Origin of the sequence: Calidithermus timidus DSM 17022 (genome assembly GCF_000373205.1) — a bacterium.
Lineage (GTDB): Bacteria > Deinococcota > Deinococci > Deinococcales > Thermaceae > Calidithermus > Calidithermus timidus.
Map to the genome: position 1 here is coordinate 102422 of NZ_KB890688.1, position 25557 is coordinate 127978.

Annotated in this window: 20 protein-coding genes and 1 pseudogene; 17 read left to right on the top strand and 4 right to left on the bottom strand. The window is 66.9% G+C overall.

Going from position 1 to position 25557, the window contains the following annotated elements:
- Positions 1-24: 24 nt before the first annotated feature.
- The 9 genes from B047_RS0103710 to B047_RS0103750 all read left to right on the top strand — a co-directional run bounded on the left by B047_RS0103710 (position 25) and on the right by B047_RS0103750 (position 12976).
- Positions 25-1242, top strand: coding sequence for a CinA family nicotinamide mononucleotide deamidase-related protein (locus B047_RS0103710; RefSeq protein ID WP_018465609.1), 1218 nt, complete (start codon positions 25-27; stop codon positions 1240-1242).
- Positions 1239-1802: an RNA 2',3'-cyclic phosphodiesterase gene (gene thpR / locus B047_RS0103715; RefSeq protein ID WP_018465610.1), complete on the top strand. Its 564-nt coding sequence runs from the start codon at positions 1239-1241 to the stop codon at positions 1800-1802. The genes B047_RS0103710 and thpR overlap by 4 nt, the downstream gene beginning before the upstream one ends.
- A gap of 2 nt (positions 1803-1804) precedes the next feature.
- On the top strand, positions 1805-2866 hold the full coding sequence (gene recA / locus B047_RS0103720; protein WP_026234551.1) for a recombinase RecA: 1062 nt from the start codon (positions 1805-1807) through the stop codon (positions 2864-2866).
- A gap of 367 nt (positions 2867-3233) precedes the next feature.
- The gene (gene rny / locus B047_RS0103725; protein ID WP_026234552.1) at positions 3234-4982 is read left to right on the top strand and encodes a ribonuclease Y; all 1749 of its coding nucleotides are present in this window, start codon (positions 3234-3236) and stop codon (positions 4980-4982) included.
- A gap of 120 nt (positions 4983-5102) precedes the next feature.
- The gene (gene mreB / locus B047_RS0103730) at positions 5103-6149 is read left to right on the top strand and encodes a rod shape-determining protein (RefSeq protein ID WP_018465613.1); all 1047 of its coding nucleotides are present in this window, start codon (positions 5103-5105) and stop codon (positions 6147-6149) included.
- Between the two features lie 17 nt (positions 6150-6166).
- Positions 6167-7162, top strand: coding sequence for a UDP-3-O-(3-hydroxymyristoyl)glucosamine N-acyltransferase (locus tag B047_RS0103735; RefSeq protein ID WP_018465614.1), 996 nt, complete (start codon positions 6167-6169; stop codon positions 7160-7162).
- Entirely contained in the window at positions 7155-7916 is a 762-nt protein-coding gene (lpxC, locus tag B047_RS0103740; RefSeq protein WP_018465615.1) for a UDP-3-O-acyl-N-acetylglucosamine deacetylase, read from the top strand. The genes B047_RS0103735 and lpxC overlap by 8 nt, the downstream gene beginning before the upstream one ends.
- Positions 7917-8018: 102 nt before the next feature.
- Positions 8019-9473 carry a glycoside hydrolase family 13 protein gene (locus B047_RS0103745; RefSeq protein WP_040779169.1) on the top strand — a complete coding sequence of 485 codons (1455 nt, stop codon included), beginning with the start codon at positions 8019-8021 and terminating at the stop codon, positions 9471-9473.
- Between the two features lie 377 nt (positions 9474-9850).
- Positions 9851-12976 carry an adenosylcobalamin-dependent ribonucleoside-diphosphate reductase gene (locus tag B047_RS0103750; protein WP_026234554.1) on the top strand — a complete coding sequence of 1042 codons (3126 nt, stop codon included), beginning with the start codon at positions 9851-9853 and terminating at the stop codon, positions 12974-12976.
- Positions 12977-13098: 122 nt separating this feature from the next.
- On the opposite strand, the gene B047_RS0103755 is transcribed toward B047_RS0103750, so the two are convergent.
- The 4 genes from B047_RS0103755 to B047_RS0103770 all read right to left on the bottom strand — a co-directional run bounded on the left by B047_RS0103755 (position 13099) and on the right by B047_RS0103770 (position 17627).
- Positions 13099-14244: a deoxyguanosinetriphosphate triphosphohydrolase gene (locus B047_RS0103755; protein ID WP_018465618.1), complete on the bottom strand. Its 1146-nt coding sequence runs from the start codon at positions 14242-14244 to the stop codon at positions 13099-13101.
- Positions 14245-14433: 189 nt separating this feature from the next.
- Positions 14434-15786 (bottom strand): protoporphyrinogen oxidase, encoded by a 1353-nt coding sequence (gene hemG / locus B047_RS0103760; protein WP_018465619.1) that lies wholly within the window; start codon positions 15784-15786, stop codon positions 14434-14436.
- Positions 15783-16736 carry a ferrochelatase gene (gene hemH / locus B047_RS0103765; RefSeq protein WP_018465620.1) on the bottom strand — a complete coding sequence of 318 codons (954 nt, stop codon included), beginning with the start codon at positions 16734-16736 and terminating at the stop codon, positions 15783-15785. The genes hemG and hemH overlap by 4 nt, the downstream gene beginning before the upstream one ends.
- 96 nt (positions 16737-16832) lie before the next feature.
- Positions 16833-17627: a chlorite dismutase family protein gene (locus B047_RS0103770; RefSeq protein ID WP_018465621.1), complete on the bottom strand. Its 795-nt coding sequence runs from the start codon at positions 17625-17627 to the stop codon at positions 16833-16835.
- Between the two features lie 76 nt (positions 17628-17703).
- Between B047_RS0103770 and B047_RS0103775 the strand changes: the two genes are divergently transcribed.
- From B047_RS0103775 to ahcY, 8 genes and pseudogenes are all read left to right on the top strand, one after another.
- Entirely contained in the window at positions 17704-18561 is an 858-nt protein-coding gene (locus B047_RS0103775; protein ID WP_018465622.1) for a DMT family transporter, read from the top strand.
- A gap of 129 nt (positions 18562-18690) precedes the next feature.
- Positions 18691-18921 (top strand): type II toxin-antitoxin system Phd/YefM family antitoxin, encoded by a 231-nt coding sequence (locus tag B047_RS17465; RefSeq protein ID WP_084784925.1) that lies wholly within the window; start codon positions 18691-18693, stop codon positions 18919-18921.
- 67 nt (positions 18922-18988) lie between these two features.
- Positions 18989-19288: pseudogene (locus tag B047_RS17155) on the top strand (PIN domain-containing protein); the annotation flags it as partial.
- Positions 19289-19361: 73 nt separating this feature from the next.
- Positions 19362-20735 carry a 30S ribosomal protein S12 methylthiotransferase RimO gene (gene rimO / locus B047_RS0103790; protein WP_018465625.1) on the top strand — a complete coding sequence of 458 codons (1374 nt, stop codon included), beginning with the start codon at positions 19362-19364 and terminating at the stop codon, positions 20733-20735.
- Between the two features lie 108 nt (positions 20736-20843).
- The gene (gene trkA / locus B047_RS0103795; RefSeq protein WP_018465626.1) at positions 20844-22187 is read left to right on the top strand and encodes a Trk system potassium transporter TrkA; all 1344 of its coding nucleotides are present in this window, start codon (positions 20844-20846) and stop codon (positions 22185-22187) included.
- The gene (locus tag B047_RS0103800; RefSeq protein ID WP_026234555.1) at positions 22162-23643 is read left to right on the top strand and encodes a TrkH family potassium uptake protein; all 1482 of its coding nucleotides are present in this window, start codon (positions 22162-22164) and stop codon (positions 23641-23643) included. Before trkA ends, B047_RS0103800 begins: the two co-directional genes overlap by 26 nt.
- 79 nt (positions 23644-23722) lie before the next feature.
- The gene (locus B047_RS0103805; protein WP_018465628.1) at positions 23723-24196 is read left to right on the top strand and encodes an S-ribosylhomocysteine lyase; all 474 of its coding nucleotides are present in this window, start codon (positions 23723-23725) and stop codon (positions 24194-24196) included.
- A gap of 88 nt (positions 24197-24284) precedes the next feature.
- On the top strand, positions 24285-25547 hold the full coding sequence (gene ahcY, locus B047_RS0103810; protein ID WP_018465629.1) for an adenosylhomocysteinase: 1263 nt from the start codon (positions 24285-24287) through the stop codon (positions 25545-25547).
- The last annotated feature ends 10 nt before the right edge of the window (positions 25548-25557 follow it).

The window sequence follows — 25557 nt, forward strand, 5'->3', positions numbered from 1 at the left end:
TAGTTATACTATCAGGAGCTGATTATGTTTTTAACAGAAATCATCGGGGTGGGGAGCGAGCTTCTGTACGGCGAAACGGTGGACACCAACACCGCCGAGATCGCCCGTAGCCTACGCCCCTACGCCGTTGAGCTGCGGCGCACCCTGCGCGTATCCGACGACCTGGAGGCCCTCAGCGCCGAAATTGCCTCAGCCCTGAGCCGTGCTCGCCTGGTCGTGCTCTCCGGTGGGCTGGGGCCCACCCCCGACGACGTGACCCGCGAGGCCATCGCCGCCGCTCTGGGCGAGCCGATGGAACTCGACCCCGAGGTGCTGCGTTGGCTCGAGGACCTCTTCGCCCGGCGCGGCTGGAAGATGCCCGAGGCCAACCGCAAGCAGGCCATGAAGATCCCCTCGGCGAGCTGGTTGCCCAATCCGCGCGGCACCGCGCCGGGCTGGTGGGTGCGCAAGGAAGGTTTCGACCTCATCGCCCTGCCGGGCCCGCCCGCCGAATGGCGGCCCATGTGGCAGCGGGTTTTGCCCCAGCTAGGGTTGCCTTCTCGGGCTTATGCCCAGAAGGTCTTCAAAACCTTTGGCCTGGGAGAGTCGGCCATCACCGAGGAGCTGGGCGAACTGTTCGTGCGGCAGGGCCAGGCCGAGGTGGGCACCTACGCCAAGCCCCACGGGGTCGAGGTGGTCATCCGGGGAGAACCCGCGGAGGTCGAGCGGTTGGCCCAGGCCATCCGCCCCAGGCTGGGCCGCGCGGTGTGGGGCGAGGACGACGACACCCTGGCCCAGGTGCTGTTGGGGGCGCTCGAGGCAAGGGGCTCAACCCTCGCCACCATGGAGTCGCTCACCGGGGGCCTGCTGGGCTCGTTGCTGAGCGAGGTTCCCGGCGCTTCGCGGGTTTACCTGGGCGGCGTGGTATCGTACAGCCCGGAGGCTAAGGTGCGCTATGGAGTACCCGAGGAAATAGTCGAGCGGGGCACGGTTTCTCGGGATTGTGCCATCGCCATGGCAGAGACAGTCCGAAATACCCTGGGGGCCACCTATGCCCTCGCCACCACCGGGGTGGCCGGCCCGGACGAGCTCGAGGGCCACCCCGTCGGAACGGTTTTCGTGGGCCTAGCCGGGCCCACGGGCTCCGCGGCCCGGCCCTATCGCCTGCCCGCTCCTTCGCGCGATGCGGTGCGCCAGCGGGCGGCCAATGCCGCGCTGTTCATGCTGACTCAGGAACTGCTGGGCGTCGAGGTGCAGCGGTGAGGATTCACGACATAGCCCCCGGGCCCGGAACCCTGCGGCTGTTCTACGCCATCTTCGTTCCGCGGAACCTGCGGCCCTTGCTCGAGGAGGCCCAGCGTAAGCTCAAAGGCTACAAGAACTGGAAGCCCACCCCCCCCGAGCAACTGCACCTGACCCTGATGTTCTTGGGCGAGGTGAGCAGGGAACGCCTGGACGAGGTGGCGAGGGTGGGGGAAGCGGTAGCCCGGCAGGTGGCGCCCTTCAGCCTGCGCATCGGCGGGACCGGCTATTTCCCCGCCGACGGCACCCCTCGGGTGTGGTTCGTCAAGGCCGAGGGGGCGGGCCTCGAGCCCCTGGCCGTGGGATTGCGGGCAGCCCTGCCCGACCTGGGCGACGCGAAACCCTTTAAGGCCCACATCACCCTCGCTCGCCGCAAAGGTCCCGCTCCCAGGGTCGGTCCGGTGGTGCTGGACCAGGCCTTTGAGGTACGCAAGATCAGCCTGGTGCGATCCGAACTCTCTCCAAGGGGCTCGCTCTACCACGTGCTGCGTGAGTTTGAACTGAAAGGACGTGAGGCATGACCATGGACAAGGAGAAACAAAAAGCGCTGGACAACGCGCTCAAGGCCATCGAGAAGCATTTTGGCAAGGGCGCGGTGATGCGTCTGGGCGCGGCCAGCCGCCAGCACATCGACGTGATCTCCACCGGCAGCTTGGCCCTGGACCTGGCGCTGGGGGTGGGGGGCATTCCCCGTGGGCGCATCATCGAGATCTACGGTCCCGAGTCGGGCGGTAAGACCACGCTCTCGCTTTCCATCGTGGCCCAGGCCCAGCGGGCCGGTGGGGTAGCCGCCTTCGTAGACGCCGAGCACGCCCTCGATCCGAACTACGCCCGCAGCCTGGGGGTGGACGTGGAAAACCTGCTGGTGTCTCAGCCCGACACCGGAGAGCAGGCTCTCGAGATCGTCGAACTCCTCACCCGCTCGGGGGCTGTGGACGTGATCGTGGTCGACTCGGTGGCGGCCCTCACCCCCCAGGCCGAGATCGAAGGCCAGATGGGCGACGCTTTCGTGGGCCTGCAGGCGCGCATGATGAGCCAGGCCATGCGCAAGCTCACCGCCGCCCTCTCCAAGAGCAACACCGCCGCCATCTTCATCAACCAGATCCGCGAGAAGGTGGGGGTGATGTACGGCAACCCCGAGACTACGCCGGGGGGACGGGCCCTGAAGTTCTACGCCTCGGTACGCTTGGACGTGCGCCGCCAGGGCCAGCCCATCAAGGTCGGTAACGACGCGGTAGGCAACCGGGTGCGGGTTAAGGTAACCAAGAACAAAGTAGCCCCACCCTTCCGTGAAGCCGAGATTGAGCTTTACTATGGTAAGGGGATTGACCCCCTGGCCGATCTGGTCACGGTGGCGGTGGCTGCCGAGGTGATTCAGAAGTCGGGTTCCTGGTTGTCCTATGGCGAAGTTCGTCTGGGGCAGGGCAAAGAAAAGGCCGCCGAGTACCTCAAAGGCGACCCCAAGATGGCTCAGGAAATCCGCGAGAAGGTGCTCGCCCAGTCTGGCAACCTCCCGCTCAACCTGGTAGCGGGTGAAGACGAAGAGACCCCCTCCACCCCAGCCCCCGCCGAAGCCGAAGCCTAGTAGCCGGGTAGCCCTACCTGAGAACGCTGAGGTTTGGATTGAAGCATTTGGCAAGCCTGGATTGAATCAATCTGATCCTATCGTGCCGCTCAGGTCGGGGCGAGGGTTCCCCAACCTGACGCCATGACTGCCCGCTACTCACCCTTTACTCCCCCCAACCCCCTCGATGCGCTGCGGCGCACCTGGGGGATTTTTCGTGGTTGGCCGGGCTTGAACCTGGTTCTCAGGTGGACGATCCCCTGTTGGGACGGGCAGGGCCCGTGCACCGGGCGGACGATCCCCTGTTGGGACAATGCCGCTCGGACGCTTTTGGGTGGAGGTAGTTCTCGGCTGTACGTCGGTTGGTGCTTCCTCGAGGAGGTTGTTAATGACCCCATTGGACATTGCGTTGATGTTGATCGTGGTGGTGCTGCTGGTAGCGGTGGTGATGCTCTGGCAGCGTGCGAATCGGATTGCCGAACTGGACAAGAGCGCGCTCGAGGCCGCCCGTCAGGAGGCCCAGGCCATGCTGGACGCGGCCCGCAAGGACGCCCAGACCACCCTGGAGACCGCGCGTTCGCAAGCTCAGACCTTGCTGGAAAACGCCCGCGCCCAGGCCCGCGAGCTCACCGCCACCGCCCAGAACGAAGCCCGCTCCACCCGTGAGGCGGCTCAGGCCGAGGCCGAGCGCATCCGCGCCGACGCCGAAAACCGGGTGCGTGCCCGTATCGCCGAAGAGCGCGAGCGCCTGCAAACGGCGCTGGCCGCCGAGCGCGAGTCGCTGAAGCTCGAGCGCGAGCGCCTGCAGTCCGACCTCACGGCGGTGCGGGCCGAGCGCGAGGAGCTCAAACGCGAGGGTGAGCGGCTGGCCCGCCGCGGCGAGCAGCTCGACGCCCGCGCCGCCCGTCTCGACGAGCAGGAGGAAAAGCTCGACCTTCAGGAAAAGGCGCTCTATGCACGGGAAGCCGAACTGTCTGCCCGTGAGCGCCAGATCGACCTCAAGCTGCAGGAGGTTGCGGGCATGAGCCAAGAGGAAGCCCGTAACCTGCTGCTCACCCGCCTGGAAGCCGAACTCGAGGAAGAACGCGCCCAGCGGGTGCGGGCCAGCCTGGAGAAGGCCCGCTTCGAGGTCAAGCGCGAGGCCCAGAAACTGCTGGCCCAGGCCATGCAGCGCCAGGCCTCCGAGACGGCGGCGGCGCTGGCGGTGTCGGTGGTGCCCATCCCCTCCGACGCCATGAAGGGCCGCATCATCGGGCGCGAGGGCCGCAACATCCGCACCTTTGAGGCCCTCACCGGCGTAGACCTCATCATCGACGACACCCCCGAAGCTGTGCTGCTCTCCAGCTTCAACCCGGTGCGCCGCGAGATCGCCAAGATGGCCCTCGAGCAGCTCGTGGCCGACGGGCGCATCCACCCCAGCCGCATCGAGGAGGTAGTGGAGAAGGCTAAGAACGAGATGAAGACCTACATCTACGAGCGCGGGGAAGAAGCCGCGCTCGAGGCGGGCGTGGTCGGCCTCAAGCCGGGGTTGGTGCAGTTGCTCGGTCGCCTGCACTTCCGCAGCTCCTATGGCCAGAACGTGCTCAAGCACTCCGTGCAGGTCGCCCACCTCACCGGCATCATGGCCAGCGAGCTTGGCCTTGACGCGGCGCTGGCGAGGCGGGCGGGTCTGATGCACGACATCGGCAAGTCCGTAGACCGCGAGATCGAGGGCACCCACGTCGAGATCGGCATCACCCTGGCCTCCCGCTTCGGCGAGCCCAAAGAGGTCATCGACGCCATCGCTCACCACCACGACCCCGAAAACGGCGAGACCCTCTACTCGGTGCTGGCTGCTGCCGCCGATGCCATCAGTGCCGCCCGTCCTGGAGCTCGGCGCGAGAGCCTCGAGGAGTACATCCAGCGCCTGGAGCAGCTCGAGCGCATCGCCATGAGCTTCCCCGGCGTGGACCAGGCTTTCGCTGTGCAGGCCGGGCGCGAGGTGCGCGTCATCGTCAAGCCCGACAAGATCACCGACGCCAAGGCCACCCTGCTGGCGCGGGAGATCGCCGGGCGCATTGAGCGCGACATGAACTACCCCGGTCAGGTGCAGGTGACGGTGGTACGCGAGAGCCGGGCGGTGGAGTTCGCGAAGTAGGCATACGCCGAATGCAGCCGCCATACGCAAAACGGGGGGTCTTGCGCCTTGCCTAAAGCGCTTATCGACCAGCCCTTGAAGATGTACGGTGTCCTCTGAATCCCTATAGAATGGGGCGATATGGCTGGACTCTTCTCCTTGGGCGGACAGGACATTGGCATTGACCTCGGCACCGCGTCGGTGCTGATTTATGTGCGGGGCAAGGGTATTGTGCTGCGGGAACCCTCGGTTATCGCAGTGGTGCAGGGCAGTAAGGAAGTCAAGGCGGTGGGGGCTGAAGCCTACCGCATGTTGGGTCGCACGCCGGGTAACATCGTCGCGGCGCGCCCCCTCAAGGATGGGGTGATCGCCGACTACACCCTGACCGAGAAGATGCTCAAGCTCTTCCTGGCCAAGGTGCTCACCGGGCCGCGCTTCTCCCGGCCCCAGGTGATGGTAGGGGTGCCCTCTGGTGTCACCGAGGTCGAACGCCGCGCGGTGGTGCAGGCCATCGTGGAAGCCGGGGCCAAGCGGGCTTTCCTCATCGATGAACCGTTGGCGGCGGCGATTGGCGCGGGGATCAAGATTGCCGAACCCACCGGGAGCATGGTCGTCGACATCGGTGGTGGCTCCTCCGACATTGCCGTCATCAGCCTGGGGGGCATCGTGCACTCGACGAGCCTGCGGGTCGCGGGCAACGAGTTCGATGAGGCGATCATCCGCCACATCCGCAACAAGTACAACCTGCTCATCGGCGAGCGCACCGCCGAGGACCTCAAGATCAAGATCGGGGCGGCCAAGCTCATGCCCGAGGATGAGCGCTTGGTGGCCGAGGTACGCGGGCGCGACCTGATCACGGGGCTACCCAAGACCATCGAGGTCGCCGATCAGGACATCGTCGATGCGCTGCAAGAGCCCTTGGAAAAGATCGTGCAGGGCGTGAAGGGTATCCTCGAGACCACTCCCCCCGAACTCATCTCCGACATCATCGACCGGGGCATCCTGCTCTCGGGGGGCGGTTCACTGCTCAAAAACTTCGACCTGCTGCTGCAAGACGCCACGGGTGTGCCCGTGGTGGTGGCCGAGAACGCGGTGGAGGCGGTGGCGGTGGGCACGGGTAAGGCGCTGGACATGCTGCACGTGCTCAAGGATGCGCTGGTTTCCTCCGACAACGTGCTCCGGCGCTGAGCTGATCCCGCGAGACGATGCGCCTGTCGGAAGTTGCACGCGCGCTCGAGGGGCGGCTCGAGGGGCCCGACCTCGAGGTCTCGCACCTCGCGCCCCCCGAGATGGCCCGGCCTGGCGAGCTCGTCGCCGTGCGGGAGCCCCAATTCCTGCCCCAGGCCCTTCAGAGCGGGGCCGCGCTGGTCCTGTCCGAGGAGCTGCCGCCGCTCGAGGGCCGCAGTGTGGTGCGGGTGGCTTCGCTAGGGGCGGTCTGGCCTAAACTGCTGGCCTTGTTTGAGCCGCCCGAGCTCTGGGCTGCGCCTGGCATTCACCCGAGCGCCCTCGTCGAAGCGGGGGCCCGGGTGGACCCTACCGCGCGGGTGGGGGCCTTCGCCACCATCTGCGCCGGGGCCGAGGTGGCGGCGGGGGCGGTGGTCGGGCCGTACAGCTATGTCGGGCCCGGCTGTCGGGTGGGAGAGGGGGCGCTGCTCGAGGCCCACGTCACCCTGCACCGCAACACCCGCTTGGGTCCCAAGAGCCGCATCCTCTCCGGCGCGGTGTTGGGCGCGGTGGGCTTTGGCTTCCAGGACGGCCAGCGCCTGCCCCACACCGGGGGTGTGGTCATCGAGGAAGGGGCCGAGATCGGGGCGGGGACCATCCTCGAGCGCAGCCTGGTGGGCGACACCGTGGTAGGGGCTTACAGCAAGATCGGTGGGCGCTGCTACATCGCCCACAACGTCCGCATCGGGCGGGGTGTGGTGATGGTGGGTTTCAGCGGCATCGCCGGTAGCGTGGTGATCGAGGATGGGGTGGTGATGGGCGGGCAGGTGGTGGTCTCCGATCACGTCCGCATCGGGCGTGGGGCTCGCATTGCGGGCGGGAGCGGCATCAGCAAGGATGTTCCGGCGGGGGAGACCTGGGCCGGGGGTATTCCTTCTAAGCCCCTACGCGAGCACTGGCGCAGGCTGGCCCTGCTGGACTGGCTGGCAACGGTGGAGCGACGTTTGAGAGCGCTTTTGAGGGTACGGGATGATTGAGCTTTCGGGGGTTGGCCTGCATAGCGGTCAAAGAGCCACGGTGCGCTTTCACCAGGCCGAGGGGCCGGTGCGCTTTTGGGTCAACGGGCTGGAAATCCCGGCCAGGGCGAGCGCGGTGGTGGATACCCTGCGCTGCACGGCGCTGGGGGTGGGAACTGCTCGAGTGGCCACCGTCGAGCACCTGCTGGGGGCCTTGTGGCTCAAGGAGCTTTGGCGGGGCCTGCTGATCGAGGTCGAGGGGCCGGAGATTCCCATCCTCGACGGCAGCGCCCGGGAATGGCTGAAGGCGCTCGAGCCCCTTCCCGCCACCCCCCTCCCGCCGCGCCCTCTGCCGCGTCCCGTGCGGCTGCAGGAGCAGCAGGGGCAGTTGGTGGCCGAGCCCGCCCTCGAGTTCCGCCTGAGTGTGACCATCACCTTCAAGCACCCCCTCATCGGCTACCGCCGCTTCGAGAGCCCGCCCAGCCGTTTGATGGAGGTGGCCGAGGCCCGCACCTTCGGCTTCATACAGGACCTCGAGGCCCTGCGGGCCCAGGGATTGGCCCACGGAGCGAGCCTGGAAAACACCTTGGTCTACAGCCAGACCTCTAGCCTCAACACTCCCCGCCTCCCCGACGAGCCGGTGCGCCACAAGGCCCTGGATTTCCTGGGCGATCTCTACCTGGCCGGAGCGCCCTTTCTGGGCCACTTTAGCGTGCACCGCGGATCACACCGTCTGCACATCGAACTCGCGCGGGTGCTCGAGGGCCTCCTCTGACGGCGCGGGCGCTCGAGCCGTCGCAGCGGCCGCGCCGATCGCTTAGACTTACACGGGTATACCGAAACGCCCACCCGCACGGGCGGGCCTGGAGGGAGCCGCATGACACCCGACTGGGTAAAAGACGCCGTGTTCTATCAGATATTCCCGGACCGCTTCGCACGGGGTGCGGGCCCGCTGGGGATGCCCACCCCACTGGCCTCGCACTTTGAAAGCTGGGACTCGCCGCCCACCCTGCGCGGTTTCAAGGGGGGCAACCTCTGGGGCGTGGCCGAAAAGCTCGATTACATCAAGGACATGGGCTTCAACGCCATTTACTTCTGCCCCATCTTCGCCTCCACCGCCAATCACCGCTACCACACCACCGACTACTTCCAGGTCGACCCGATGCTGGGGGGCAACGCCGCCTTTGCCCACCTGCTCCAGGAGGCCCACAAGCGCGAAATCCGGGTGGTGCTCGACGCGGTGTTTAACCACTGCTCACGTGGGCACTTCGCTTTTCAGAACGTCCTCGAGAACGGCCCCAAGTCGCCTTACCTCGGGTGGTTCCACATCTACGGCTGGCCCCTAAACGCCTACGAGCGCAAGGCCAACTACGCCGCCTGGTGGGACAACCCCGAGCTGCCCAAGTTCAACACCGGCACCCCAGAAGTGCGTGAGTATCTCTTCGCGGTGGCCGAGCACTGGATTCGCCTGGGCATCGACGGCTGGCGACTGGACGTGCCCAACGAGATCGACGACGACTCCTTCTGGCGGGAGTTCCGCCGACGGGTCAAAAGCATCAACCCCGATGCCTACATCGTGGGGGAGATCTGGGACGACGCCAGCCGGTGGCTCCAGGGCGACCAGTTCGACGCGGTGATGAACTACCCGCTGGGGCGGGCCATCTTGGGCTTTGTAGGCGATGGAATCCTCGACCGCGACCTTGCGGCCAAGAGCGGGTTGGGGCGGGTGGAGACGCTGCAGGCCCTGGCCTTCAGCCACCGCCTGGAACACCTCTTCGAGCGCTACGACTGGGAGATCGTGCTGGCGCAGATGAACATCATGTCCTCCCACGACACTCCCCGCTTGCGCAGCCTCATGCGCGGCGACGCGCGGCGCGCCGCCTTGGCTTTGGCCTTGCTCTACACCCTGCCCGGTGCACCCACGGTCTACTACGGCGACGAGATCGGCCTTCTCGGTGACCACGACCCCGACAACCGCCGGGGCATGCTTTGGAACGAGCAGCAATGGGAGAGAGGCATCTACCAAGCGGTCCGGCGCATGAGCCGCCTGCGCCAGCAACTCCCGCTGCTGCGGCGAGGTCGCTACCTGCGGCTTTACGCCCAGGATCGCCACCTGGCCTTTGCCCGCGCGGAGGGGGAGCAGGGCGTGGTGGTTACGGTCAATGCCTCCGATGAGCCTTGGAGGGTGACGGTGCCCCTGCACGGGATCTGGCCTCGAGGTGAAGTGGCGCTCGAGCTGCTCAGCGGCAATGAGGTGCTCTGCCACGGCGGCAGCCTCCAGGGCTACACCCAGGAGCCCTTCTCGCTGGCGGTGTGGCAGCTTCGGGGTTAGGGCTTCTGCATCAAATGTGCTTGCAGCCAAAGACTGAGGTGCGTTTACTGTGTTAACATAATAGAGTGGGTGTATCCAACAGAGCCTGGGCTTTGAGCTGGCCCCATCGCGCACCGCGAAGTGTCCGCCCGCCGACTTGGCTAGGGCTCCCACGGCAAGCGCAATGTGGGATGGCCGAACCCGGGTACTTAGACGAAGGCCCTCGCCACTTGCTTTCCCGATGAGGTGAACGGTATCCTGTGCGCGTTCCCCTAAAGATTGTAATGATCGCACCTTGCGGCTTGCCCACTATAGGTAGTAGTATCGCCAGTAGGAACCCCAATATATAGGGCCGTGTGAACGGGCCTGGGGTGGTGTTGTGAATTTTTGGAGGGAGCATGGACGCCTTTGAACCTGCAGTTTTTGACGATCACGCCCGCTCAATTGCCAAGCGGCAGTATATGCAGGATGGTGACGGGGACGTATTTGGCATGTTTCGCCGGGTGGCCGACTGGGTGGCCCTCCCGGAGTCTGAGCACAACCGCGCCTACTGGAGCGAGCAGTTCTACCGCTTGATGGCTTCCAAGCGCTTCTGCCCTGGCGGGCGGGTGCTGGCGGGGGCGGGAACCCAGCACGGCAACGTGCTCAACTGCTTTGTGCAGGGGGCCACCGAGCACGAGCCCGCGAGTTTCGAGGGGGTGCTCGAGGTGGCCAAGAAGCTCGCCCTGGTGACCAAGGTGGGCGGGGGTAACGGGGTCAACCTCGACCCTTATGTCTCCCGTAAAAGCGCAGGCTCCCGCGGCACGGTGCGCGGCTTCGCCTATTTGAGCGCCGCCCACGCCGACGTCGAAGATTTCATCCGCGGGCTGATGCGCCCACCCATCAACCCCGATGGCGAGAAGGAGAGCGTTACCATCCGTAACTGGACCCGCGTGGTGTACGGGTTGGTGAGCCCCGAGCTCGCCGCGCTGGCCCGCCGCCACGGGGTTATGACCGTGCGGGAAAAGCCCGCTGCTGCCATGGTGATCCCCGACGACATGGGCGGCATCATCGACACGGCGCGAGAGGCCATTCGACTGGCCACTACCCACGCCGAACCCCACGTTGACTTCAGCGCCCTGCGCCCGGAAGGTGCTCCCATCAAGGGTTCGGGTGGCACCAGCAGCGGTCCGGTGAGCTTCCTGGTGGAAATCTTCGACAACTTCCTGGAGTGGGCCAACCTGGGGGCGGAGAAGAGCGGCCCGGTGGCGACGCTGCGCTACGTGTACTCGCCGGTGCTCAGGGTGGTGCGCCAAGGGGGCACCCGGCGCGGGGCGGGCATGGCCACCCTCTCCATCGACCACCCCGACTTGCTCGACTTCCTCACCGCCAAGGACCTCGACCGCGAGGCCGCCGAGGGCGACATCTCCACCTTCAACATCTCCATCCTGGTCACCGAGGCTTTCTGGAGCACCCTCCAGGCCGACGGCCTGTGGAACGTTGAGCCGGTCGAGGTGCCCGGCAAGTACTACCCTGTGGCGGTGGAAGGGGAGTACACGGGCATTCTCCCCGACCTCCCCGATCGCGAGGCCGACGGCGCCCGCCCCATCCCCGTCTACCGCCTGGGGGCAGATTCCTTCCAGGACAAAGCCGGTGCCCCTGTAGGCCTGGGCGTGCCCGCGAAGTGGCTGTGGCACGAGATCGCCTGGCACGCCTGGGCCACCGGTGAGCCGGGCCTGATCTTCGTTGACCGCATCAACGAGCTCTCGGCGCTGAAGAACCTAGGGGAAAAGTACGTAATAAAAAGCACAAACCCCTGCGGGGAAATCCCGCTCACCGTGGGTGAGCCCTGCGACCTGGGCGCGATCAACCTGGCGGCCTACGTCGAGGGTGGGCGGTTCAACTTCGCCGAATTCCGCAAGGACGTGCGCACCTGCATCCGCTTCCTCGACAACGTGCTCGACGTGAACGTCTTCGCCCTCGAGGACAACCGCGTCGCCAGCCAGACCCTGCGCCGGCTGGGCCTGGGGGTGATGGGCCTGGCCGATGCGCTCATCAAGCTGGGCCTGCCTTACGCCTCGGAGGCCGGGCGCCAGGCGGTGGCCGAGATGATGAGCGCCATGCGCGAGGAGGCCATCAAAGCCTCCGAGCAGCTCGGCGAGGAGCGGGGGGTGTTCCCCCTCTACCGCGACAACCCCGCGGCCTTTGAGGCGCTGGGCATCCGCCCCCGCCGCAACGTGGCGGTGCTCACGGTGGCCCCCACCGGCACCACCAGCATGCTCATGGGCGTCTCGAGCGGCATCGAACCCGTGTTCTCGCCCTTCATGTGGCGGCGCATCGGCGGGCAGTACAAGGCTTTGCTGCACCCACTGTTCGTCGAGCTGATGGAGCAGTACCCCGCCAGCGAGGCCTTCGCCACGCCCGAGGGCAAGTGGGACTGGGACCGGCTCATCGAGGCCATCCAGGCCAACCACGGCACCGTGAAGGGCCTCCGCGGTATCCCCGCGGGCATTGCCGCCGTGTTCGAGGGGGCTCACGACGTGCCGCCTTTGGACCACGTGCGCATGCAGGGTGTGGTACAGCGGGCCTTCGACGCCGAGGGCTACGCGGCTAACTCGCTGTCGAAGACCATTAACCTCCCCAACCACGCTACCGTGGAGGACGTAGAGGCCGCCTACACCGAAGCCTACCTCACCGGCTGCAAGGGGATCACGGTCTACCGCGACGGCAGCCGTCAGTTCCAGGTGCTCTCGGTGAGCAAGGAAGAGAAGGCTTCGCAAGACGAAAAGCGCCAGGCGCAAAACGCCGAGGGGAGCACGGTGGTGCAGCCGGCGCTGCTGGACGTGCCGAGCCCGCCTGTGAACAAGGTGGGTCAGCCGGTCTTTGAGCGCACGGGCCGCCTGGTGGGCTATACCGACATGGTCAAGCTCACCGCCGCCGACGGGACCCGCCGGGGTTTCCTGGTGACGGTCAACCTGCAGGGTGAGCACCCGGTGGAGGTCATCCTCACCTCGGGCAAGGCCGGCGACGAGGCCAACGCCGACAGTGAGGCGCTGGGCCGGGTCATCTCCATCGCCTTGCAGTACGGCGTGCCCGCTGAGGCCCTCATCAAGACCCTGCGCGGCATCAACGGTGGCCTCTACGGCAACTACCAGGGCCGCTTCGTGACTTCCAAGGCCGACCTCATCGCGGTGGCCCTGGAGACCAGCGCAGCCGTGGTCCTCGAGGAAAGCCGTCGCGCTACCTCGAGCGAGGGCGATCCCCCATCGGGGCGGCCTGCGGCTGTACATCGGGATGTGGTCCTCCAAACCCCCCAGCGTCCCCTGACCCCGCCTGCCTACATCCTGAGCGCTAAGCCCGCCAAGCCCACGGACGATCCCCTGTTGGGACGGGCAGGGCCCGTGCACCGGGCGGACGATCCCCTATCGGGACAGCCTGCGGCTGTGCACCGGGCGGGCAAGTGCCCGGAGTGCGGCGACGAGAACTTAGTGCGTGAGGAGGGCTGCGTCAAGTGCTATAGCTGTGGCTACAGCAAGTGCGGCTAGGCGTGATTCCCACGAGCACCCCTCACCGCAAGCATGCGGTGAGGGGTGCTGGCTGAGGATGCCGGGAGAAGAAGCGCTCAACGGACGCGGATAACCCGCAGGCCTGGCGTGCAAGTTGCTCCTCATCGCCCATAGGGCTCGAAGAGCTTGGCGTACTCGTCTAGGGCATAGCGGTCGGTCATCCCGGCCAGATAGTCACACACCGCCCGGTGCAGGCCCTGGCCGTCCTGCGCTTTGCGCACGCCCGGCGGCAGCAGGTCGGGCTGGCGGGTGTAGCTCTCGAAGAGCCGCTCGAGCACCAGCTTCGACTTGCTCACCTGGCGCACGACGTAGTAATGGCGGTAGAGGTTGGCGAAGAGGAAGCGGCGCAGCTCGGCCAGGCGGGGCTTGAGCTGCTCGGAGTAGCGCGCCAACAGCGAGGGGTGAGCCCGCACGGCCTCGAGGCTGGTGATGGCGTGCTTTTCCAGGGCTTCGTGGGTGGCTTTGACGCAGTCGGTGATGATCAGGCCCAGCAACTCGCGGATGAAGACGCGGCGCTGGAACTCGCTCAAGCTCTCGAGCCTGAAGCCCAGCTCTTCGGCCAGCTCAGCCAGGAGCCTCACCTCACCGAGCTGGGCCGGTTGCAGCAGACCCGAGCGCAGTCCATCGTCGAGGTCGTGGGCGTTGTAGGCGATCTCGTCGGCCAGGTTCACGACCTGGGCCTCGAGGCTGGGTCTGCGCTCGAGGCGCACGCCCTCTTGTGGGCTGTCGTAGAGGGTCTCGTGCTTCATGAGGCCCTCACGGGTCTCCCAGGTCAGGTTGAGGCCCCTGAAGCCGGGGTAGCGCTCCTCGAGGTAAGTCACGATGCGCAGCGACTGGCGGTTGTGGTCGAAGCCGCCGTGATCGCGCATTAACTCGTTCAAGACCCGCTCGCCTGCGTGGCCGAAGGGGGGATGGCCGAGGTCGTGGGCCAGGGCGATGGTCTCGGCGAGGTCCTCGTTGAGCCCCAGGGCCCGGGCGATGGAGCGGGCGACCTGGGCGACCTCGAGGCTATGGGTCAGGCGGGTGCGGTAGTAGTCTCCCTCGTAGTTGACGAAGACCTGGGTCTTGTACTCCAGCCGCCGGAAGGCGGTGGTGTGGATCACCCGGTCGCGGTCCTTCTGAAAAGGCGTGCGGAAGGCCGATTCGCTCTCCGCAAACTCGCGCCCCCGGCTGTGCGCCGAGGTGCAGGCATAGGGGGCGAGGGTGGTGGCTTCGAGCTGCTGAAGTTTTTCACGGCTGTACAGCATGAACGTAGTCTACGTGGCGGGACAGATCGCTGCGCCGGAGGAGGGTTAATACCGCTGACTCAGGGGGATGACCAATGTAAACCAACTGCAGTCCTTACCTGCTGTGGGAAATCTACCGGAGCAGCCCACCCTACAAGGGGTTTGCGGGGGGAGCTGTGCGAGGGCCTGGGCCGGGACCGGTTGCGATAGCTACCTCAGAAATTCCACGGCCCTGGCCGCTTTCTCCTGACCCATCCGCACCACTTCGGGCAGGCCCACCCCGAAGTAGGCAGCTCCGGCCAGGAAGAGCCCCGGCAGGGATTCGGCCTCCATCGCCGCTGCCACGCGCTGCTGGTGCCCCAGGGTGTAGTGCGGCAGGCCCTCCTGCCAGCGGAAGACCCAGCTGCGCTCAGGCGGGGGCACCCTGCCCCACAGCCGCTGCAGGTCGGCCAGGGCCAGCCGAATCAGCTCATCCGCTTCGGCCTTCACCCCCGAGAAGTAGGCCCGCACCAGCCCGTAGCCCTCCGGGGCACGGCCTTTCCACTTCTGGTCGGTCCAGGTGAAGCCCCGCACCGCGAAGCCCCGGCCCGCCGCCATCAGCATCCCGTGGCCTATGCGCGGGGGCAGGCCCTCGAGGGGGAAGGCCAGCGAGACCGTGGCCGAGTCGCCGTAGGGGATCTGTCGCAGGGCCTCCGCCGCCGAGGGGTGGAGGGGTTCCAGCAGCCGGGCGCTCGCGCTGGCCGGGGTCGCCAGGATCACGGCGTCGGCCTCGAGCCAGCCCTCCGGGGTGTGGATGCGCCAGCCCTCGCCCCGGCGCTCGAGCCCGGTCGCGGCGGTGCCCAGCCGTAGCGTCACGCCGCTGAGGTGCTGCTCCAGCGCCCGCACCCACTGTCCCAGGCCGCCCTCCAGCGAGGCGAAGAGCTGACCGGCTTCCCGGCTTCCCCGCTGGCCGCGTTGCTGGAGCGCCCCGCGCACCAGGCTGCCGTGCTCCTGCTCGAGGGCCTTGAGCTGGGGGAAGGCCGCCAGGGTGGAGAGGGAGTAGGGGTCGCCGCCGTAGATGCCGCCCGAGAGGGGCGCGGCCAGCCGTTCCCAGGCCTGACGCCCCAGGCGCCGCTGGATGAAGGCCCCGAAGGGCTCGTCGCCCGGCGAGCCCTTGGGCAGCAGCAGGTCGAGCAGGGCGCGGGCCTTGCCGAAGGGGGAGAGCAGGGGCGTGAGGGCCAGGGCCCTCAGGTCGCCCGGCACCACCATCTGCAGCCCGGCGGGGATGGGCAGCGCCCGCTCCCCGTCGTGGATCAGGGCCGAGGGGCGGGCGGGGAGGGTGCCCACGACCTGCCCCTCCAGCCCCAGCTCCTTCATCAAGGCCAGCGCCCAGGGCTTGTAGCGCACCACCGCGTCGGGGCCGCCCTCGAGCAAGAAGCCCTCCTCGGCCACGGTGCTGACCTTGCCCCCCAGCCGCTCGGCGGCCTCGAGCAGGCCGATCTCCAGGTTGGGGTCGGCCCGGTGGGCGTAGTAGGCCGCGGCCAGCCCGGCCATCCCGCCCCCCACGATCACCAGGCGGCTCATCGGAACTCCGCCCACCGCCGGCTCACCATGTCGCGCAGCACCTCGATGTAATCGGGGTCGGCGTTGAGGCTGCGGGTGCGCAGCAGGCGCAGCCCCAGGCGCTGGGCGGTGGCTTGGGCTTCGTAGTCGAGGTCGTAGTAGACCTCGAGGTGATCGCTGGGGAAGCCCACCGCCGTCACCACCACCTCCTTATAGCCCTCGGCGGCGGCCTGCTCGAGCCGCTCGTTGACGTCGGGCCCGATCCAGGGCTCGGGGGTGCGTCCTGCCGACTGCCAGGCGGTGTCCCAGTGCGCCAGGCCCAGCCGCTGCGCCACCAGCTCGGCGGTGGCCTGCACCTGAGCCTGGTAGCGCCCGTCCTGCGCGGCCCGCTCGGGGATGGAGTGCGCGGTGAAGAGGAAGAGGGCGTGCTCTGGGTCCACCAGCCGCCACAGCTGCTCGCCTACCCGCACGGCGACGGCCTGCACGTAGCCGGGGTGGTCGTAGTAGTGCTCCACGTAGCGCACCTCGAAGGGTCGTCCCAGCTCCTCGAGGGCCTGCTCCACCTTTTCCTGATACTCGGCGATGCTGCGGGAGGAGTAGTGGGGAGCGGCCACGATGCCCACTGCCCGCGTTACGCCGTCCTCGGCCATGGCCTGCACGGCCTCCTTGATGAAGGGGTGCCAGTGCTTGGTGCCGTGGTAGACCCGCGCCGGGCCGCGCACCCGCGCCCCCGGCGAAGCGCCGAGGGGTTCGGGATAGAGGGGCAGCGTGGCGTTGAGGGCGGCCTCGAGCCGCACCGCCTGGGCGTAGGTGATCTCGTTGAGGGGGCTGCGCCCGATGAGCCGGTAGCGCTGCTCGAGTTCCTCCAGCAGCTCCTTCGTGGGGGGGCGGCCCCGGCGGATGTCGGTGTAGTAGGCTTCGATCTCGCTGCGCCGGTAGGGGGTGCCGTAGGCCATCAGGAGTACGTTCATGCTTGGGTCCTTTTAGGCTCGTATGTCATGCGCCTTGCGCGATGGGCAAGACGCTATACGCCTTGTGTTCAGCAGCCATCGACCGTCGCCGGGTGCTCAGGCTAAGTCGTCCAACGCCTCCCGGATGTCCTTCTTCACGCAGGTGAACATCGGCGTATCGCGCAGGGTGTAGAGGCTGGCCTCGGTGAAGCGCAGGCGCTGGACGAGGTCCACGAACTCCTGGGGGTAGTTGGAGTCGAAGGCCACCACGAACTCCTGGTCGTCGATGCCGTAGGAGTAGCTGGTGTTGAGCGTGACGCCGGTGAAGGGCGCGGAGACGTAGATGTGCTCATCCATCATGCCCTGGCGGGCCTGGGGGGAGAGGTTGTACCAGGCTCGAGTCTTCACGAAGGGGTAGACGAAGAGGTAGTTGCCCTCGCCTGGCCGCAGGTGGACCCCCTCGCCCTCGGGGTTGAAGCGATCGACGTAGATCGAGCGCTTCTGCATGGAGAGGAAAGAGTAGGGTTGGCTCAGGTAGCCGCCCAGGACGGTCCGGTTGAGCTCGCGCTGCATGGCCTGGAAGTCGCGTACGTCGAAGGAGATGCGCCAGAGCATGAAGTCCACGTCGGCGCGCAGCCCCACCAGGCTGTAGCTGCGCAGGATGAAGCCATCGCCGCGCTGGGCCCAGCACTCGCACACCTGGGCGAACTCGGCCTTGGCCGCCTCGCGCTCTTCCTTGCTCAGGCGGCGGAAGGCGGGCTCGAGCTTGTAGAAGCTGTAGTTGAGGAACTGTCGCTTGGCTTGGTCGGGGGCCTTGCGGCTGATGAGCCCGGCGGGATCCAGGTCCACCATGCGCCGGGTGGGCTTTTCCTCGTACTGGCGTTGGGTCTTCGGGTCAGTTTCGTCTGCCATAACCGGGTTAACGTAGCACGTTCGAGCCCCTGACATATGCCCCTTCGTCGCAATCCCGATAGACTCTTGGGGGACTATGAGCGACGTACAGCGGGGATTCGTGGCTGGGGTGCTGGCATCGGCGATCTGGGGCGGGATGTACGTGGTGTCGAAGGTGGTGCTCGAGGTCGTCCCACCCATCACCCTGGTGGCTATACGCATGGCGATCGCCTTCATGGCGATGCTTTTATACCTGCGCCTGCTGGGCCGCGACTGGCGGTTGCCTCGCGTGCTGTGGGGGCGGGTGCTGGCGATGGGGCTGGTGGGCTATGCCCTCTCCATCACCGCGCAGTTCATCGGCACTGCTCTGGCTGGGGCCGCGCTGGGATCGCTGATCACCACCGCCTCGCCCTTGGTCACGGTGGCCCTGGCCTCGCTGCTGGGCCTCGAGCGGGTTACGGCCCGGGCCTGGCTGGGTCTGGGAATCGCCCTGCTGGGGGTCTGGGCGCTCTCCGGCAGCGGCGAGGCCAACCTGCCCGGCATCCTCTGGCTGCTGCTGGCCGCCCTCACCTGGGGCATCCTGGGCCTCATCGGCGGTCAGACCGTGCGCCGCTACGACCCCGCGCTGGTCTCAGCCTGGGCCAGCCTGGTGGGGGGCCTGGCCCTGCTGCCGTTGGTTCCCGGGGAGCTGGCCCGTCAGCCGGTAGGGGAGGTGAGCCTGGGGATCGCCGCCGGGATGCTCTACCTGGGCGTGGTGTCTACGGCGGTGGCCTTCACGCTGTGGGTCTACGCGGTGGCTCGAGCGGGCTCGGTGCTCAGCGGCATCGCCTTCTTCGCCCAGCCCGCAGTGGGGGCGCTGCTGGGGTGGGCGCTGCTGGGCGAGTCGCTGGGGCTGGGGTTCGCGCTGGGGGCGGCGCTGCTGGTGGCGGGGGCGCTGGTGGCGCGGCCCAGATGACCTGCCCCACGGCTCATGGCCCATAGTGGATATCTGCGTCGGGGACGATGGCCCAAGGCTCACTGATTTTCCTTCGTTTGCTCGCCAGCGGTTCCTTGAGCCAGAGGGTTAGCTAAGCAGGAGGTCAACTTGCATGAAGCAAAAACCCACCTCTCCAGGCTCGTCGAGGCCGTGGAGCGGGGAGAGACCGTCGTCATTGCCCGCAAAGCGAAGCCTGCCGCGCAACTCGTGCCCTGTGAGGAAAGAAGAGGGCGAGGCTGGCCGCAGGTGACCCTCGAGCTCTCCGGTCCCTATGACCCCGAGGCCTTCGGGCTGAGCCGGGCCGACCTCAAAGCCCCCGAAACGCGGGAGCTGTTCTGATGCGTTATCTCCTCGACGCGGACACGATCGGCTTCTTCGTCCGCCGTCACCCGACGGTGTTGGGGCGGTTCAAGGCCACGCCGCCACGGAGATCGAGTTCGGGCTTCAACGCAAGCCCGAACGCAGGGCGAGGGTGGAGCCGATCGTAGCCGCCCTTTTCGAGGCCGTTGGGGTCTTGCCCTACGGCCTCGCGGAGGCGCGGGCCACCGCCGCGCTCGAGCGGCAGGGCCAGCCTATTGGGGCTTACGACGCGCTGGTAGCGGGAACCGCGTTGGTGCATGGGCTGATCGTGGTTTCGGGGAACGTGCGGGGGTATCGGCGGGTCGTGGGGTTGGCGGTGGAAGACTGGCGGGAGTCGGGGATCTGAAGCACCGAGGCTGGGAAGGTACCTGCTATACTCGGGAAGTTGCCGGTTCGCCAAGGCGAACCCGAAGGAGCGTATGGCAGGTAAGGTTGGCTTCGTGAGCTTGGGCTGTCCCAAGGCGCTGGTTGATTCCGAACAGATCCTCTCGCGCTTGCGCGCGGAGGGCTACGAGACCTCCCCCACCTACGAGGGGGCCGATGTGGTGGTGGTCAACACCTGCGGCTTCATCACCCCGGCCGTCGAGGAGTCGCTCTCGGCCATCGGGGAGGCCCTGGCTGAAAACGGCAAGGTGATCGTCACCGGCTGCTTGGGGGCCAGGCCCGAGGTCGTCAAGGCGGCGCACCCCCAGGTGCTCGAGGTCACCGGTCCCGGCGAGGTGGAGCGGGTGCTCGCCGCCGTGCACCAAGTCGCCCCGCCCGACGCCAACCCCTTCACCGCGCTCGTCCCGCCCGTCGTCAAGCTCACCCCACGCCACTACGCCTACCTCAAGATCGCCGAGGGCTGCAACCACAAGTGCAGCTTCTGCATCATCCCCAAGCTGCGCGGCCTGCAGGTCTCCCGCGACGCCGCCGACGTGCTCTTCGAGGCCACCCGGCTGGTGAGCACCGGCACCAAGGAGCTCTTGGTCATCGCTCAGGACTCCTCGGCCTACGGCGTGGACCTCCGCCACCGCGAGTCTGACTACGCGGGTAAGAAGGTGCGGGCCCACCTGGTGGACTTGGTGCGCGAACTCTCCGAATTGGGAGCCTGGGTGCGCCTGCACTACGTCTACCCCTACCCCCACGTGCGCGAGCTGATCCCCTTGATGGCTGAGGGCAAGCTGCTGCCTTACCTCGACGTCCCCCTCCAGCACGCCAGCCCCCGCATCCTGCGGGCCATGCGCCGCCCCGGCGGGGCCGAGAGCCACCTCAAGACCATCCAGGAGTGGCGCTCCATTGCCCCCGACTTGGCCATCCGCTCCACGTTCATCGTGGGCTTTCCCGGCGAGAGCGAGGAGGATTTCCAATTGCTCCTCGACTTCATCGCCGAGGCCAAGCTCGACCGGGTGGGTTGCTTCACCTACTCCGAGGTGGAGGGAGCCGACGCCAACGCCTTAGGGGGCCACGTCCCCGAGGAGGTCAAGGAGGAGCGCAGGGCCCGCTTCATGGAGTTGCAGGGCCGCGTGAGCCTCCAGAAGAACCGCGCGCGGGTGGGGCAGGTGCTCGAGGTCATCGTCGATGAGTACGGCGAGTTGCCGGGGCAGGTGGTGGGCCGCAGCAAGTACGACGCCCCGGGCATCGACGGGCTGGTCTACGCCCAAACCGACGGCACGGTCAAGATTGGCGACCTCATCGAGGTAAGGATCACCCAGGCCCAGACCTACGACCTCTACGGGGAGATGACCCGGGCGCTGTCCTGGAAGCCCAATGTCCCGGTTATGGGCGTGGCAGACAGCCTTATCCGGTTGTAAGCTGAGGTCGTTTTGATGCAGTGCCCTGCGCCATGCGCCCCGCGTCGTACGCCCCCTTGGGCGTTCGACGTCTGGCGTTTGGTCCTGGGCCTTCAGCGGAGCTGAGCTATGCACATCGTCATTGCAGGCGCAGGTGAGATCGGCGGCCAGATCGCCAAAGCCCTTCACACCGTCCACGACATCGTGGTCATCGACCGTGAGGCCGAAACCCGCGAGAAGCTGGCCCAGCTCGACGTACAGGTGCTGGTGGGTTCGGCCACCGACGTCGAGATCCTGCGCGAGGCCAAGGTGGACATGGCCGATGTCTTCGTGGCCGCAACCAATTGGGACGAGGTCAACCTGCTGGCTTGTATGCTGGCCAAGGGTTTGGGCAGCAAGGAGACGCTGTGCTTCGTGGGTAAGGCCAGTTACATGGACATCCTCAATGACCCCCGTGCCGTCGAGATCCTGGGCACGCGCATCGACAAGGTGTTGTGGCCCCAGCGCTCGCTGGCCAAGGAGATCGTCGAGGTGATCCAGGTACCCGGCGCCGTTGATGCCGAGTCCGTGGCGGGTGGTCGCCTGCACTTCGTGGAATACCGGGTGCAGGAGGGCGGCCCTTATGCCGGGAAGGAGATAGCCCTGCTGGACTGGCCCGAGGGGGTGTTCCTGGCCGGGGTGCTGCGGGAGGAACAGTTCATCGCCTCCACCGACCCTGATTTCAAAACCCTGCTCCTCGAGCCCGAAGATCGCCTGTTCTTCATGACCACCCACTCCGGCTTCGACGCCATCCAGGCTTGTTTCGCTTCCAAGCGCAGCCGGGGGGTGCGGCGGGTGATGGTGGTGGGCGGGGGGAACGTAGGTTACATGACGGCCAAGGAGCTCCTGGCGCGCCGCCTCGAGGTCACCATCATCGACCACAACGCCGAGCGCTGCGCCTGGCTGGCCGAGAACCTGCCCGGAGCCTGGGTGCTCGAGGGCGATGGTACCAACCTCGAGCTCTTAGAGTCGGAGGGGCTCGACCGCACCGACGTGCTGGTGGCCGTCACCGAGAACGACGAGAAAAACCTGTTGGTGTCGCTCATCGCCAAGCAGCAGGGTGTGCCCAAGGTGATCACCCGCGTCAACCGAACCGAGAACCGCCGCCTCTTCGAGCGGGTGGGCATCGACATCCCCATGACCCCACGCCTGGCCGCCGTGCGCGAGGTGCTCGACTGGCTGTTGCCCGACAACATCGACCACCTGGCCCTGATCGAAGACCGGGTGGAGCTCATGGAGCTCGAGCTCCCCCCTGACTTCCGCTCCAAGCCCTTGAGTCGGCTCGAGCTGCCCCAAGGGGCGGTGGCCGTAGCCCTCGAGCGCGAGCGCCGGGTCTTCTTGCCCGAGCCCAACCTCAGCGCCAACCCAGGTGATAAGCTTCTCGTTCTCTCCGCCCGTGAGGTCACCGATGCGGTCTTGGCGAAGGTCGGCTGAGGCTCCCCTCTTGCCCATCCCGGTGGCGACCTACGTCACGGGGACGGCTTTTCTGGGCCTGGGCGCCGTCATGGGCCTGCTGGGCGTGGTGGATGGATTCTACGGCGAGGACGCGCTGGGTTTTGTGCTGGGGGCGGCGCTGGGGATCGGCACGGGGCTGCTCTTTCGCCGTCTGGGAAGCGTCCGCGGCGAGCCCAGTCGGGCCGAGGCCCTGTTCACGGTGGCGGCTTTGTGGCTGATGATCCCGGTGCTGGGGGCGGTGCCCTTCTGGGTTTCGGGCGGGATGTCCTACCTCGATGCCCTGTTCGAGGCCATGTCCGGCTTCACCACCACCGGGGCCACGGTGCTCACCGACTTCAGCACCTGGGGCTATGGGCTGTTCTTGTGGCGTAGCCTGATCCAGTGGTTTGGCGGCATGGGTATTTTGGCGCTGTTCATCGTGGTGTTGCCCCACCTGGCGGTGGCCGGTCGGCAGATGTTTTTTGCCGAGATCACCGGGGTGCAAAAAGAACAGCTCACCCCCAAGCTGCGGCAGACCGCCCAGGCCATCTTAAGGGTTTACCTGACCCTCACGGCGGTGATCCTGGTGGCCTATCTGTTGTGCGGTATGTCCCCTTTTGAGGCAATCACCAACGCCCTCTCCACCGTATCCGCAGGAGGCTTCAGCCCCAACCCCCAGAGCTTTTCTGCCTACAGTCCCCTCATCCAGTGGGTGGCGGCAGGGGCGATGTTTCTCACCGGGGTCAACCTGCTCTTGCAATACCGGGTGCTCTTCGGGCGCGAACTGCGCGCGCCCTTGCGCGACCCCGAGTTCCGCGCCTATGGCCTGATCGTGCTCTTCGCTGGACTGGCCTTGGCCCTCACCCTCTACCTGCGCCACAACTACGACATAGAGCCTGCCCTGCGCCACGCCTACTTCCAGGTCACCTCGCTGATCACCGGGACCGGCTTCGCCAGCGCCGACTTCGCGCGGTGGGTCGTCCCGGCCCAGGTCATCTTGGTGTCTTTGATGTTCGTGGGGGGGAGCGCTGGGAGCGTGGGGGGGAGCATCAAGGTCATTCGCTGGCTGGTGGTGGGGGCCATCGTGCGGCGTGAGTTCATGCGGGTGCTGCACCCCCAAGCGGTGCTGCCCCTGCGGGTAGGCAAGAAAAGCCTTACCGACGACGCCATGCGCTCGGTGGCGGCCTTCATCACCCTCTATGTGATGCTCTTTGGTTTCGGGGCGGTGGTGCTGGGGATGCTCGAGGAAGATTTCGTCGTGGCCTTCACGGCTTCCGCCGCCGCTGTGGGCAACATCGGGCCGGGGCTGGGTACGGTGGGACCAATGGCCCACTACGGCGAGCTGCACCCTTTGTCCAAGCTGACGATGATCTTCCAGATGTGGGCCGGTCGCATCGAACTGATCGCGGTCTTCTCGCTCTTCACGCCTGAGTTGTGGCGCAAACTGCGCAGCTGAACCCATGGCCTGCCCTTGCCAACGACAAACGTGACCTCGAGGCTCCCTGCCTCACCCCCGAAGCCCTAAACTTGTGGCCATGTCGGATTATGTGAGCGTCGAATCCTTTCGTCTCGACCACACCAAGGTGCGCGCGCCCTACGTGCGGCTGGCCGGGGTCAAGCTCACGCCCAGAGGTGACCGCATCGAGAAGTACGACCTGCGCTTTATCCAGCCCAACCAGGGGGCCATGCCCACCGGGGCCATCCACACCCTCGAGCACCTGCTCGCCGGGTACATGCGTGCCCACCTCGAGGGCATCGTGGACATCTCCCCGATGGGCTGCCGCACCGGCTTCTACATGGTGGCGCTGGGTGAGATCGGCCCCGAGCGGGTCAGGGAAGCCTTCGAGCAAAGCCTGCAGGACGTGCTCAACCACGGCGAGGGCATTCCGGGGGTTTCGGAACTCGAGTGCGGCAACTGGCGCGACCACGACCTGGCCACCGCCCGCGAACTGGCCCGAGAGGTGCTCGAGCGCGGGGTGATCGTGCAGGAGACGGTGGAGATCGCGTAGCGCCCTACACAAGACACCGGCGGGGTCTTTAACGCCTTACGACCCGGTACACTGGAGGCACCCACACCGGGATGCTAAGGAGGAAACCGTGGCCGTCAAGGACTACGACGTTCGGGACCTGGAACTCGCCCAAATGGGGCGGGATCGCATCGACTGGGCCGCGCAGGAGATGCCGGTGCTGCGGCAGATCGCCGAGCGCTTCGCCCGGGAGAAGCCGCTCGAGGGCGTTCGCATCGCGGCTTGCCTGCACGTGACCACCGAGACCGCTAACCTCGTGCGGGCCCTGAAGGCGGGCGGAGCCCAGGTGGCTCTGTGCGCCTCCAACCCGCTCTCGACCCAGGACGACGTGGCGGCTTCGCTGGTGGTCCACGATGAGATCCCGGTCTACGCCATCAAGGGTGAGGACACCAAGACGTATTACGCCCACCTCGAGGCCACCCTGGCCCACGAGCCCCACTTCACCATGGACGATGGGTGCGACCTGGTGAGCCTCATCCACAAGGAGCGCCGCGGCCTGCTGCCGGGCATCTTTGGCGGCACCGAAGAGACCACCACCGGCGTGATCCGGCTACGGGCCATGGCCGCCGAGGGGGTGCTCTCCTACCCGGTCATCGCCGTCAACGACGCCCAGACCAAGCATATGTTCGACAACCGCTACGGCACCGGTCAGAGCACCCTGGACGCCATCATCCGCGCCACCAACGTGCTTCTGGCGGGTAAGACCGTGGTGGTGGCGGGCTACGGCTGGTGCGGGCGGGGCGTGGCTTCGCGCGCACGGGGCATGGGAGCGCACGTGGTGGTGACCGAGGTCGACCCGCTCAAGGCCCTCGAGGCCACCATGGACGGCTACGTGGTCATGCCCATGCTCGAGGCCGCCCGCATCGGCGATATTTTCATCACCGTCACCGGCAACATCAACGTGCTCGACGCGCAGCATTTCGCGCTGATGAAGGACGGGGTCATCCTCTGTAACTCAGGCCACTTCAACGTCGAGATCAACATTCCCGCGCTCGAGGCCGCCGCCCGCGAGAAGCGTGTGGGCCGCCCCTTCATCGAGCAGTACACCGTGGAGGGCGGGCGCAGCATCAACTTGCTGGCCGAGGGCCGCCTGGTCAACCTGGCCGCTGCCGAGGGTCACCCCAGCGCGGTGATGGACATGTCCTTCGCCAACCAGGCCCTCTCGGTGGAGTACATGCTCAAGGGGGGGAAGCTCGAGGTGGGCGTCCATCCCGTTCCCGAGGCCATCGACCAGGAAATCGCCCAGCTCAAGCTCGAGGCCATGGGCGTTCGCATCGACCGGCTCACCCCCGAGCAGGAGCGCTACCTGGCTTCCTGGCAGGAGGGCACCTGATCGAACCCCT

Bases quoted from the DNA above. Each gene is read 5' to 3' on its own strand.
- B047_RS0103775 (WP_018465622.1), top strand. From the start codon at position 17,704: ATGAGCGACGTACAGCGGGGATTCGTGGCTGGGGTGCTGGCATCGGCG.
- B047_RS0103800 (WP_026234555.1), top strand. From the start codon at position 22,162: ATGCGGTCTTGGCGAAGGTCGGCTGAGGCTCCCCTCTTGCCCATCCCG.
- recA (WP_026234551.1), top strand. From the start codon at position 1,805: ATGGACAAGGAGAAACAAAAAGCGCTGGACAACGCGCTCAAGGCCATC.
- B047_RS0103755 (WP_018465618.1), bottom strand. From the start codon at position 14,244: ATGCTGTACAGCCGTGAAAAACTTCAGCAGCTCGAAGCCACCACCCTC.
- B047_RS0103805 (WP_018465628.1), top strand. From the start codon at position 23,723: ATGTCGGATTATGTGAGCGTCGAATCCTTTCGTCTCGACCACACCAAG.
- hemG (WP_018465619.1), bottom strand. From the start codon at position 15,786: ATGAGCCGCCTGGTGATCGTGGGGGGCGGGATGGCCGGGCTGGCCGCG.
- B047_RS0103745 (WP_040779169.1), top strand. From the start codon at position 8,019: ATGACACCCGACTGGGTAAAAGACGCCGTGTTCTATCAGATATTCCCG.
- B047_RS0103770 (WP_018465621.1), bottom strand. From the start codon at position 17,627: ATGGCAGACGAAACTGACCCGAAGACCCAACGCCAGTACGAGGAAAAG.
- trkA (WP_018465626.1), top strand. From the start codon at position 20,844: ATGCACATCGTCATTGCAGGCGCAGGTGAGATCGGCGGCCAGATCGCC.
- hemH (WP_018465620.1), bottom strand. From the start codon at position 16,736: ATGAACGTACTCCTGATGGCCTACGGCACCCCCTACCGGCGCAGCGAG.
- B047_RS0103750 (WP_026234554.1), top strand. From the start codon at position 9,851: ATGGACGCCTTTGAACCTGCAGTTTTTGACGATCACGCCCGCTCAATT.
- rny (WP_026234552.1), top strand. From the start codon at position 3,234: ATGACCCCATTGGACATTGCGTTGATGTTGATCGTGGTGGTGCTGCTG.
- B047_RS0103710 (WP_018465609.1), top strand. From the start codon at position 25: ATGTTTTTAACAGAAATCATCGGGGTGGGGAGCGAGCTTCTGTACGGC.
- B047_RS0103735 (WP_018465614.1), top strand. From the start codon at position 6,167: ATGCGCCTGTCGGAAGTTGCACGCGCGCTCGAGGGGCGGCTCGAGGGG.
- mreB (WP_018465613.1), top strand. From the start codon at position 5,103: ATGGCTGGACTCTTCTCCTTGGGCGGACAGGACATTGGCATTGACCTC.
- rimO (WP_018465625.1), top strand. From the start codon at position 19,362: ATGGCAGGTAAGGTTGGCTTCGTGAGCTTGGGCTGTCCCAAGGCGCTG.
- lpxC (WP_018465615.1), top strand. From the start codon at position 7,155: ATGATTGAGCTTTCGGGGGTTGGCCTGCATAGCGGTCAAAGAGCCACG.